At 43.4% G+C, this 12038-nt stretch carries 9 protein-coding genes; 6 read left to right on the top strand and 3 right to left on the bottom strand.

The window, feature by feature from the left end; translation table 11 throughout:
* Positions 1–12 precede the first annotated feature (12 nt).
* Genes rng through tldD form a run of 4 tightly spaced genes read left to right on the top strand, consistent with a single transcriptional unit; the run spans position 13 to position 7651 of the window.
* Entirely contained in the window at positions 13–1482 is a 1470-nt protein-coding gene (gene rng / locus L4C38_RS06450) for a ribonuclease G (protein WP_428796713.1), read from the top strand.
* 10 nt (positions 1483–1492) lie between these two features.
* A complete protein-coding gene (locus L4C38_RS06445) occupies positions 1493–5365 on the top strand; it encodes a YhdP family protein (RefSeq protein WP_428796712.1) in 3873 nt (1290 codons plus the stop codon).
* Between the two features lie 12 nt (positions 5366–5377).
* Positions 5378–6196 carry a carbon-nitrogen hydrolase family protein gene (locus L4C38_RS06440; protein ID WP_428796711.1) on the top strand — a complete coding sequence of 273 codons (819 nt, stop codon included), beginning with the start codon at positions 5378–5380 and terminating at the stop codon, positions 6194–6196.
* A gap of 9 nt (positions 6197–6205) precedes the next feature.
* Positions 6206–7651 (top strand): metalloprotease TldD, encoded by a 1446-nt coding sequence (gene tldD, locus L4C38_RS06435; protein ID WP_428796710.1) that lies wholly within the window; start codon positions 6206–6208, stop codon positions 7649–7651.
* A gap of 199 nt (positions 7652–7850) precedes the next feature.
* Here tldD and arcA read toward each other — a convergent pair whose 3' ends face one another.
* Positions 7851–9071, bottom strand: coding sequence for an arginine deiminase (arcA, locus tag L4C38_RS06430; protein ID WP_428796709.1), 1221 nt, complete (start codon positions 9069–9071; stop codon positions 7851–7853).
* Between the two features lie 683 nt (positions 9072–9754).
* Between arcA and rraB the strand changes: the two genes are divergently transcribed.
* Together rraB and L4C38_RS06420 are read left to right on the top strand one after the other, a co-directional pair.
* A complete protein-coding gene (rraB, locus tag L4C38_RS06425; protein ID WP_428796708.1) occupies positions 9755–10174 on the top strand; it encodes a ribonuclease E inhibitor RraB in 420 nt (139 codons plus the stop codon).
* A gap of 102 nt (positions 10175–10276) precedes the next feature.
* Positions 10277–11074, top strand: a complete 798-nt coding sequence (locus L4C38_RS06420) for a glycosyl hydrolase 2 galactose-binding domain-containing protein (RefSeq protein ID WP_428796707.1) — start codon at positions 10277–10279, stop codon at positions 11072–11074.
* Here L4C38_RS06420 and L4C38_RS06415 read toward each other — a convergent pair.
* Complete coding sequence (locus tag L4C38_RS06415) at positions 11071–11454, bottom strand: DUF2061 domain-containing protein (protein ID WP_428796706.1); 384 nt, start codon at positions 11452–11454, stop codon at positions 11071–11073. The two genes, L4C38_RS06420 and L4C38_RS06415, sit on opposite strands and share 4 nt — an antisense overlap.
* 144 nt (positions 11455–11598) lie before the next feature.
* Positions 11599–12036: a universal stress protein gene (locus L4C38_RS06410; protein WP_428796705.1), complete on the bottom strand. Its 438-nt coding sequence runs from the start codon at positions 12034–12036 to the stop codon at positions 11599–11601.
* Positions 12037–12038 lie beyond the last annotated feature (2 nt).

The following is a 12038-nucleotide window of genomic DNA, read 5'->3' as shown; positions in this document are numbered from 1 at the left end:
TGAGGTGCGCTCATGAGTGCAGAGTTGTTGATCAATGTCACCCCGAGCGAAACGCGCGTGGCGATGATTGAAGAAGGTGTCCTACAAGAAATCCATGTTGAGCGAGAAGCAAAACGAGGCATTGTAGGTAATATATATAAAGGTAAAGTCAGTCGTGTTCTGCCGGGGATGCAAGCGGCATTCATTGATATTGGTTTAGATAAAGCAGCATTTCTTCATGCTTCAGACATCGTTCCTCACACTGAATGTGTCGCGGAAAATGAAAAGAAGCAATTCCAAGTGCGTGATATTTCTGAACTCGTTCGCCAAGGGCAAGATATTGTCGTACAGGTGGTGAAAGACCCACTTGGAACGAAAGGCGCGCGTCTTACTACTGATATTACGCTGCCATCGCGTTATCTGGTGTTTATGCCGGGCGCGAGCCACGTAGGCGTATCGCAACGTATTGAAAGCGAAAAAGAGCGTGAGCGTCTAAAAAAAGTGGTTGGTCACTACTGTGATGATGACGGCGGTTTTATTATTCGTACTGCTGCGGAAGGTGCTGACGAACAAGAATTATCACAAGATGCGGCATTTTTAAAACGTCTGTGGTCTAAAGTTAACGAGCGTCGAGCTAAATACAAAACTCGCGCCACACTTTATGGCGAACTCGGTCTATCGCAGCGTATTTTGCGCGACTTTGTTGGCACTGAGCTAACTAAGATTTTAGTCGACTCACGATTAGAATTTGAAAACCTAAAAGAATTCACTTCTGAATACGTACCTGAGTTAACCGAGAAACTTGAGCTATACGAAGGCGACAAGCCTATCTTCGATATGTATGACACTGAGAATGAGATACAACGTTCGTTAGATCGAAAAGTTGATTTGAAATCAGGTGGTTATCTTATCATTGACCAAACAGAAGCGATGACTACGGTTGATATTAACACCGGCGCATTTGTTGGTCGTCGCAACCTTGAAGAAACTATCTTCAATACCAATATCGAAGCGACTCAAGCGATTGCTCGTCAACTGCGATTACGCAATCTTGGCGGTATCATCATTATCGATTTTATCGACATGATTTCTGAAGAACATCGTAAGCGAGTGGTTACTTCGCTAGAGAATGCCCTGAGTCAAGATCGAGTGAAAACCAACATCAATGGCTTTACCAGCCTAGGTTTGGTAGAGATGACGCGTAAACGCACACGTGAAAGCATTGAACATGTGCTCTGTTCTACTTGTCCTACTTGTGAAGGACGTGGGCGAGTGAAGACTATTGAAACCGTGTGCTATGAAATATTGCGTGAAATTACACGTGTTAATCGCGCATACGATGCTGATAATTTTGTCGTTTATGCCTCTCCTTCAGTGGCTGAAACTTTGCAAGGTGATGAATCTCATGCTCTGGCAGAGCTTGAAGTCTTTATTGGTAAGCAAGTGAAAATTCAATCAGAACCGCTCTACGTTCAAGAGCATTTTGATGTTGTTATGATGTAATAGGAAACATGTGAGCGCGACATTAAACCGTATAGCAAAAGGTCTGCTGTGGGTGTTTTTAATAGCAATGGTTACGTTAGCCATTGCTGTTACGGCGCTACGCATCACTTTGCCGCAACTGAATCATTTTCAAAAAGAGATCCAAACTTGGGTAAACCAAGGTACTGGGTTGGAATTTGAAATTGGTAAAATTAGCGGCTTTTGGCGTAATACCCATCCCTCTATTTCACTTGTTGGTGTACGGGCGAAAACCCCAGAAGGAAGTGGAATTGGCTTTTCTGCACAAACAGTTGAGGTCGAATTCGATCTATTCCAATCGCTATTTCAATTAGAACCCGTGATCGCGGATCTGAATGTTCATGAGCTGAACTTAGATATTCGTTCGATTCAATGGGTCAAGACAAATGACACGCCTAAACTAAGCCCCAAAGGTGAGCAAAAGAGCGTTGTCCAACAGCTTGATAAGCTGTTGCTACGCCAACTCGACCATTTTTCGCTAAAGAATTCCAGCGTACAGTTTATGGCGGTGAATGGTGAAGAGCGCCGTTTGGATATCGCTCAGCTCAAATGGAGTAACCAAGGTGCCCACCATTCAGCCGAAGGTGAGATCACTATTCCAGAAGCCAAGCTCAATTCATTAAATGTGAAAGCGAGCTTTATGGATCACGGTTCTCTACTCGATGTGACTGGCGAGTTTTATCTCTCAGCAGAAAACATCCTCATTACACCTTGGTTGACTGAATATCTACAGCACGAAACCGGCATAGAAAAAGGGCAAGTCAGCCTTAATAGCTGGTTGACCTTGTACCACAGTAAGCCCGTTAATGCTTACCTAGAAGTGTTGCCTTCAGAACTGCTTTGGCAAGAAGATGGTAAGCACGAGCTAATGTTTGAATCAGGTGTGTTTGTTCTTGAACCTAGCGGTGAAGGTTGGCAAGTAAATGCTCACTCACTTAAGCTAAGAACAGATGACCAACCATGGCCAGAGCTAGATATTGCCTTCAATTGGCAGGCTGATAAATGGCAACTTAATGCTTCAGAGCTAGACTTAGCCGCTGTCGCACCTTTAGTTAAATTAGCACCGGATTCAGCCCCGTTGAGTGAGCTACTGAAAGAGTTCAATCTTGGCGGTCGTTTAGAAGATATTCGTGTGCAAATGGCAGATGGGATTGAGTCGATAAAATACTCCGCTAAGCTAGAGCAAGGGAAAATGCAGCAATGGCAGCTATTGCCGGGCATTAACCATCTCGAAGCGCAAGTAAGTGGTAACTATCAGCAAGCGCTAGCGAAAGCTCGCATTATCGATGATGTATTACCTTACGGGGATGTCTTTCAAGCCCCTTTGCGTATCAAGCAAGGTGAAGTTGATATCGTATGGCAAAACCTTGGTGAGCAAGGCTGGCGTCTTTGGGCTGATAAAGTGACGGTTGCAACGCCGGATTTGCAAGCGTTAGGTGCATTTAGGCTCGACTTCCCGGTAAATAAAAGCCCATTTTTGTCATTTTATGCTGAGGCAGATGCGTTCAATGCAGGTGAAACTTGGCGCTATTTGCCTGCGCTGGCGTTGGGGCAAGAGCTAACAGATTATCTCTCAGCGGCAATTCAAGGCGGCAAAGCAGAGACGGCAAAACTTCTTTGGTATGGAGAGCTAGCACAATTCCCGTACAAAAATAACGATGGTATGTTCCAGGCTTGGGTCGGTCTAAAAGATGGAACCTTTAGTTTTGATACCGCTTGGCCTGCGATCACCAATTTACAGCTCGATTTGCTGTTCCAGAACGATGAGATGCACTTAGATGCCAGTAGCGCGCAATTAAAAGGTGTACGAGCCAAACAGATTACGGGGCGTATTCCTGAATTAGCTGAAAATGGTCATATTGAAATTGAAGCGTCTGTTGAAGGAGATGGCGACAAGGTTCGAGATTATATGATGGCGTCGCCTTTAGTTGATTCGGTCGGTGCTGCGCTCACCGCGGTTCAAGTTGATGGCTTAGTCAGCTCAAAATTCCAATTACATATCCCGTTCCACGATTTTAATACCCGAGCTTGGGGGTATGCTGAGCTCAAGAATAACCACGTTACTATTGATGCACCACCAATGGAGCTCGATAAAGTTTCCGGTCGAATTGAATTTGATAATGATATAGTCAAAGCCGCTGGTCTTTCTGCTCGTTTACTTGATCAACCAGTTGCAATCGATTTTGACGGTGAAAGCTCAAATACCGGTTATAACATCGGGATTGATGTACTTGGTGATTGGGAGATCAAACCTTTAGCCCCTTATGTCGGAGCGCAGTGGTTGAAACCAGTGTCTGGACATGTGCCATGGCAAAGCAATGTTGAGATTCAACTTAATGATGTTGGGTTCACTTATCAAATTGATGCCAGTGCAGACATGCAAATGCTAGCTAGCGCTTACCCATATCCCCTGAAACGTAAGATGGGTGAAAAAGGCAAAGCTAAACTGCAAGCGTCGGGCAATCAAGAAACCATCGCTGCTCGTCTGCAACTAGCAGATTTTAAATATCAAACTGAAATAGATATTCGCCCTGATACGCCAGTGCTCACTGCAACTAACCTTATTTTGGGCAAAGGCAGTTTTAAGATCAGCCCAATAGTGGGGCATCACTTGCAAGTCAGAACCTCGCATTTTGATTTAGATGCTTGGCTAGAAGCTCTAACAGTGCCAGAACCAGACAAACCGTCGATGCTAGCAAGGTTGAATACGCCAAAGGTGCCTGTGCCGGAACGTATCGATCTGAATGTTGATGAGTTACAACTGGCAGGCATCGAATGGAATGAAGTTGATTTTGATGCTAAGCGTAAAAACGTTGGCTGGCATATGCAGCTATCTAGCCAAGAGGCTCAAGGAGAGGCGAGTTATATCGCCCCATATGATCTATCCGTCAAGCTGGATCATTTGCACCTTTTCATTCCAGGGTTAGAAGATAAAACCAATAAACGACGTAGTTTGTTTGAAGCTGAAGATGTTAATTTGCCTTTGGTGACAAAATTTGATCGTCAGTTGCATAAAAAATTACCCAACATAACATTAGCGATCGATGATTTATGGGTACAAGGCTATAAACTTGGTCAAGCGCATCTAGATTTGCATAGGCAAGGCAATACTTTGGAGTGGCGCAAGCTTTCACTAAAGAGTGGTAGTAGCCAAGTCAATGTCACGGGCAGTTGGTTGCTGGATAATGATCAGAGCCAAACTAATATGCAGCTTGCGGTGTCGGGTGATAATAATAGTGAAGTCATGGAACGTTTCGGTATTTCATCGGGCATTCAAAAAGCACCATTTGATATTCGTGCCACACTTAAATGGAATGGCGCACCTTGGTCAATGCGGGTAAGTAGCTTGTCGGGTGATGTGAAAACGAAACTTGGTAAAGGTTTGATATCTGATGTGAGTGGGGCAGCTAGGTTGCTCGGCTTGTTTAGCCTTGATTCAATTATTCGAAAGATGCAGCTCGACTTTAGTGATGTGTTCGATAAAGGAATGGCGTTTAACTCGATTACCGGTAGCGGTGAGATAAAAAATGGCATCTTTTTGACCAATGACATTCGAATGGATGCGGTGGCAGGCGAGATGAATATTAAAGGGCTTGCCAATTTAAATAGCCGTATGGTTGATGCAGAAGTGAATTTCGTACCCGATATAACATCAGGTATTCCCGTATTAAGTGCTTTTGCGGTAACACCACAAACTGCACTGTATGTATTGGCGATCACTACGGTAATTTCACCTGTTGTAGAAGTATTTACTCAAGTTGATTACGAGGTGAAAGGACCACTTGATGCCCCAATAGTAAAAGAAGTTTCGCGAAGTAAAGGTGAATTCAAATTACCGAAGAAGTTATTGGATGCAGTCAATTGAGGAGGGTTACTCATGGATAGAGTTGGCTTGATACAAATGACCTCTGGAGCCAATCCGGAGGAAAATCTAGCTTATATCGAGCAACAAGTCGCCGTACTTGCTGAGCAAGGGGCTATTTGGGTGATTACTCCAGAAAATGCTGTTGTTTTTGGTTCACGCCATGATTATTACCGTCATGCTGAGCCGCTCGATAGTGGTGAGATTCAAGCAAAATTGTCAAACATGGCTAAGCGATATCAAGTATGGCTTGTTATTGGCAGCTTCCCGATTCAACGCCAATCAGATGTTACAACGACTTTGCTGGTATACAACAATGCTGGGGAGTTGATGGCGAATTATGATAAGTTGCACATGTTTGATGTTGATGTCGCAGATAGCCACCAACGTTACCGTGAATCGGAAACGTTTCTACCGGGCAATGAAATTGTGTCGTTAGAAACACCGTTTGCACATTTAGGGCTGACGATTTGTTATGATGTGCGCTTTCCTCAACTGTACAGTGAGTTGGCTAAACAAGGTGCGAATGTAATGGTTGTACCCGCCGCTTTTACTGCGGTGACGGGGCAAGCTCATTGGCAGCCATTACTTACTGCCCGCGCAATAGAAACGCAATCTTGGATTGTCGCCGTTAACCAAACGGGTGTTCATTTAGGTGGACGACAAACATGGGGGCATTCCATGGTGATATCGCCATGGGGTGACGTTATTGCTCGTTTAGATGACGCGCCTAGTAACTTATTAGTTGAGTTAGACTTACAAGCCGTGACAGAGATCAGAGCGACAATGCCGGTTATGACCCATAACCGCTTTGATAGTCGAATTAAAATTTAAGAGCGAAATATGACAATTAATCACGTAGAAGAAGCCCTACTTAAACCTGCTGGTCTAACAGAGCAGGATATCGCGAGTACTTTAGAAAGTATCGCGACTCGTCAGATTGACTACGCTGATATCTATTTCCAATCCAGCTGGCACGAGTCTCTGGTTTTAGAAGATAGCATTATTAAAGATGGCTCATTTAACATCGACTGTGGTCTTGGTGTTCGCGCGGTAACGGGTGAGAAAACAGGCTTCGCCTATTCAGACCAAATTCAACTTGAAGGTTTAAAGCAAAGCGCAATTGCAGCGCGTGGTATTGCTCAACAAGGTAAAAATGGCAAAGTGCAGGCCTTCAAACGTTTTGATAATCAAGCGTACTATCAAGCAGCTAACCCGCTGCAATGTTGGGAAAAGCAACAAAAAACAGTACTGCTTAAAGAATTAGATGCTTACATCCGTACCAAAGAACCGTTAATTCAAGAAGTTTCGGTTAGCTTAAGTGGTGTGCATGAGCAGATGCTGGTTGCTGCAACGGATGGCACCTATGCGGGCGATGTACGTCCTTTGGTTCGTTTGTCTATTACAGTATTAGCGCAGCGCGGTGAGCGCAGAGAGCGCGGCAGTGCTGGTGGTGGTGGTCGCTTTACTTACGATTACTTCTTAACTTCTCAACAAGGACAGCAGGTTGCGTACCAATATGCGGATGAGGCGATTCGCATGGCTTTAGTTAATTTAGAAGCCGATGCCGCCCCTGCAGGCACAATGCCAGTGGTACTTGGTTCAGGTTGGCCGGGCGTACTTTTACATGAAGCGGTAGGTCATGGTTTAGAAGGCGATTTTAACCGCAAAGAATCGTCAGTATTTAGTGGTCGTGTTGGTGAGCAGGTGACCTCTAAACATTGTACTATTGTTGATGACGGTACATTGACCGATCTACGTGGCTCATTGAATGTGGATGATGAAGGCGTTGCTGGTCAATACAATACCTTAATCGAGAATGGCGTGCTTAAAGGCTACATGCAAGACAAGCTCAATGCGCGTTTGATGGGGGTTGCTCCAACCGGTAACGGTCGCCGTGAGTCTTATGCCCATCTGCCAATGCCACGCATGACCAATACTTACATGTTAGCTGGTGAGCATTCACCGGAAGAGATTATCTCAACGGTTAAGAAAGGTTTGTACGCGCCTAATTTTGGTGGCGGACAAGTGGATATTACTTCGGGTAAATTTGTATTCTCTACCTCAGAAGCCTACTTGATCGAAGATGGTAAAATTACTCGCCCAGTAAAAGGCGCAACGCTGATCGGTTCTGGAATTGAGGCGATGCAACAAGTCTCCATGGTGGGTAATGATCTGAGTCTTGATCGTGGTGTTGGTGTGTGTGGTAAAGCCGGGCAAAGTGTCCCTGTTGGTGTAGGTCAACCAACATTGAAGATAGATTCGCTTACCGTTGGTGGTACTGAGTAACCAACTCTATTTCGACAAAACAATAGAGCAGCGTATAGCGCTGCTTTATTGTTTATATACCCGTCATACTTGAAGTTGCAGCGGTGTTGGCTGTGTTCGTGCGCCCCAATCACATAGTTCACCTATGCTCAGGGGACTTTCTTACTTACCGCCTACCTGCACCTTTAAGTTTCTTGGGTATAGGCGATAACTTAAGACGCTAAATCCCTTCTCGTTCAATTGGGCAGCTCATGCAGCGCGCTCCACCACGGCCTCGTCCAAGTTCATTTCCCGGTACAGATAGAACAGTTATTCCCGCTTTGTCATATTTTTCATTGGTATAAACATTACGTTCATAACCAATCACAACCCCCGGTTTAACCGTTAGTACATTGTTGGCATCATTCCATTGTTCACGTTCCGCTTCGTAACTGTTACCACCAGTGGTAATTATCCTCAAAGCATCAAAACCGAGCGCTTTCTCAATAGACCCGATGAGATTATTGGTCTGTTCTATCTTAAGTTGTCCATCTTGTTTCGGACTCAAGCACCATGTGTTCATGTCTTTTCTTACAATCTCTGGATAGAGTGAAAATGTATCGACATCAATATGGGTCATCACCGTATCCAAATGCATACAAGCTCTATTTTTGGGAAGTTCAGTAACAATCACTTGTGACGCTTGCTGATGTTTAAATAATTGTGCAGCCAAGTTCTCAATCCCTTGGGAGGTGGTTCGCTCTGACATAGCTATCACCACCGCGCCATTACCTATCACCAAAACATCGCCACCTTCAATGTTTGCATTGTCATAGTGAAGATCTTCATTACCGAAATACTTAATAAACTCTTGCCCTGCAAAGATCGGGTGCCAATGGTAGATGGCTCGTAGATGATTCGTCTCACGCTGGCGTGCTGGCATCATCATAGGATTCAAAGATACGCCGCCATAAACCCAACAAGAGGTATCACGGGTAAAGAGATGATTGGGTAAAGGTTCGATTGCGAAATCTAATGGTCGGTGTAACTTAGGTAAAATGGATGCCGATTTAAAAGGTAGTTCTGAATAAGCTAAGCCGCCTAGTAGTACACACGCTAAATGCTCGTTATCCATCTTTGATAAGTAATCTCGAAAATCACGTGCAAACATTGGACCATAGCGGAAATCAGAGATTTGCCTATTAAGCAGCCATTCTCTTGCGTCAGGGATGTCTAAGGTTTCGACGAGAAGATCGTGCAGTAGCAACACGTCAACACCGTGATCTCTCAATGTGTTGGCAAACACATCGTGTTCTTCCCCAGCGGCTTCCACGGCGAGTACATCATCAAAAAGTAGTTCATGACAATTCGACGGGGTGAGGTGGGTTAGAGCACGCTCAGGTCTGTGTAAAAGCACTCGTTTCAATTGACCTACTTCTGAGCCTACATGCAACTTACTCATTCTGTATCCTTACTTTAAGTCTCACTATCCCCGTCATACTTGAAGTTGCAGCGGTGTTGGCTGTGTTCGTGCGCCCCAATCACATAGTTCACCTATGCTCAGGGGACTTTCTTACTTGCCGCCTACCTGCACCTTCAAGTTTCTTGGGTATACATTTATGACAATGTTAACGCAAGGATGCAAGTTTGTTTTGTAACGGTAAAATTTGCATATTATGTAATTCTCAGATTTTAAATCTGAAAATTATTGTTTTTAGGGTAAATTGATACAAAAAAATGATGTGAAATAAAAACAAAAATGATGCGTTTTTATTCGAATTTTCTAGTCAGATTAATTGAGTTTTACGCTGTGTAGCGGGCTTAGCTATTCGGGTAGCTGGGGGGAATGGTGTCATCTACTCATTTTTCTATTCATTGCTTATTGCTAGTTTATGCGTCGGGGGAAAATAATCACGCGTTTAACGATGAATGGCTTGACCGAATAAAACCATACATTATTCTGAAGTAGTGAATAGACATTATTTTCGAACTTATTTGCCTTTGTGAGCATGCCCTCTTTATTCAGCGATGCAGCAAAATAAAGATCGTGCCAAGCATAGATTCTAGGTGGTATTTTTTTCCGAACCATGCGATATTTCGTCGCGAGAAATCGTCAATATTGTTATTACACTCTGGAGCACAACTATGTCTCACGAAGATGAATATCTGTCAGTAGAAAAATTAATTGAGATTCAAAAAGAAGAGACTCGCGATATTATCCAAGCATTGCTAGAAGATGGCAGTGATCCAGATTCGTTATACGAGATCGAGCATCATCTTTTTGCCGAAGACTTTGACACATTAGAAAAAGCGGTAGTAGAAGCGTTTAAAATGGGTTTTGAGGTTTTAGAAGCTGAAGAAACGGAAGATGAAGACGGCAATAAACTGCTTTGTTGTGATGCAACGATGCAATCAGCACTGAACGCAGAAGCGATTGATCTGCAAGTTGAAAAACTGATTTCACTTGCTGAAAAATATGACATTATCTATGACGGGTGGGGCACATACTATGAAGGCGAAGATGCGCTTTACCCTGAAGAAGATGATGAAGATGAAGATTTCTAATCGTCTTTAAATAGTTACTAAATACCAGCCTAAGTGCTGGTATTTTTGTATCTATATTATCTATAATCGAGCTAACTTTGATCTAGCGCAAGTTTATATTACATGAAACTCTCTCTCGCAGGACTTTGGCAGCTATCGCCGTTGACCGATTTATCTATCCCCCAAGGGGATCTTAGCTTTCCTGCCTCTCTAAGCCAAATACTGCCCAGCGATTTGTCTGAGTTGGTGATTGCCGAACAAGAGTGGCATTTGATGCACGATATTGACGTCGATGAAGCTATGCTCACTTTTGCAGCTATTGATTTGGTTATCGGTGGTATTGAGCATCATGCTGAAGTTCGAGTTAATGGTGTGGCGGTATTTGATTGCGACGGTACCCAAGCCGTATATAAAAAGGATATAAAATCATACTTACAGTTAGGTCGTAATCGTTTTGAAATTCTTTTTCTTCAATTTGATGATGATTGGCTTATTGAGGATGAAGATCAAGTGTGCTGCCTTGGTGCTAATGAGCTTAATAATCATGATCCGCGCTTGGCTATTTGGCAGGCGCCGTATTTGCAGTTTATTCGTCACGTGCGTTTAGAGTATGTGGCAACCGAACAAATTTGGCATCATGGTGGTGGCTGTGAGTTTAAGGTGGATCTGCATTACACCACGTATGCCGCTGGGTTAATATCTGCATCGGTCAAATTTAATGGTATGACTTATTGCCTTCCAATAGATGTTCGAAATAATCAAGCGAGTGCTCTATTTCAAATTGAAGCCCCGATCTATTTTGATGCGAATATGCCAAATTCTGCAGATCTTTATCAACTTGAAGTGAGTTTAGATGAACAAACGCAATGCTTTAATGTAGGGCTAAGTGAAGATTTTTGTGCCCAGCACTATCCAATTTAATGTGTACATGCCCAGTTTTGCTCTTGCTTATGTAGCCATCGTTTTTCATGCAGATAATAAGCGGAGGTATTAATGACAGGTTCGATAGTTGCCATGATACCGCCAACAAATACATCACCTGTAATGAAGAAAACGACACTAAACGCTACGCTAAAATGGACAACTGCGAAGCTGATGGTTTTGACTTTAGTATTTTTAGCCAATGTTTTGAGCGCCAGCGTTTTACTCCATATCAATTCATGAAAATAGAACGCGACCGTATTAACCGCAGGCTCAAGCATTGCAATCATACTACCGATGAGCAGGTCACCCGTTAATACATAAGCAACGGTGAAGGCAATGGTAAAGTGAAGGCTGGCAAAGGTAAGGGTCTTTTTCATAATTAATAGGCTTTTGAATGACGATAGATAGATTATCCGACAAGCAGATTAATAAATAAAACTGGGTTAATGTATTTTTTTGATAGGTATAAACTATTAAAAAGGCGCTCATTTGAGCGCCTTTATTTTTCAAAGCTGAAGAGGTTAGCCTTGTGGTTTGACAACTAATACACTAATTGGCGACGCTTGAACTACTTTGCTGGTGACGGATCCAAGTAATGCTTTATCAAGTTTTGAGCGCTTGTGACTTGGCATGATTATTAAATCGACCGCGAGTTTTTCCGCGTACTTCAAAATGGCTTTGTAAGCTTTACCTTCCGCAATATGAACCTTATGAGCCACACCATCATCAATATGCTGCTGTGCAAATTGCTTGAGTTGTTTTTCCACCTCGCACCTCATCTGTTGCGCGGCATCTTTGGGAAAATAACTCGCAACCATCGACATATGCATACCAGGCAATACATTGAGTAAATGAATCTCAGCGTTAGATTGTTTTGCATGCCAAACGGCAAGCTCAACTGCACGATCAGAGAAACCGTTTTCATTTAAATCTACGGGTACAAGAATCTGTTTATACATCA

Origin of the sequence: Vibrio kasasachensis, from assembly GCF_050337565.1 — a bacterium.
Classification (GTDB): Bacteria; Pseudomonadota; Gammaproteobacteria; order Enterobacterales; family Vibrionaceae; genus Vibrio; species Vibrio kasasachensis.
The sequence above is the reverse complement of the archived record's forward strand: the minus strand, read 5'-3'. Positions and strand labels throughout refer to the sequence as shown.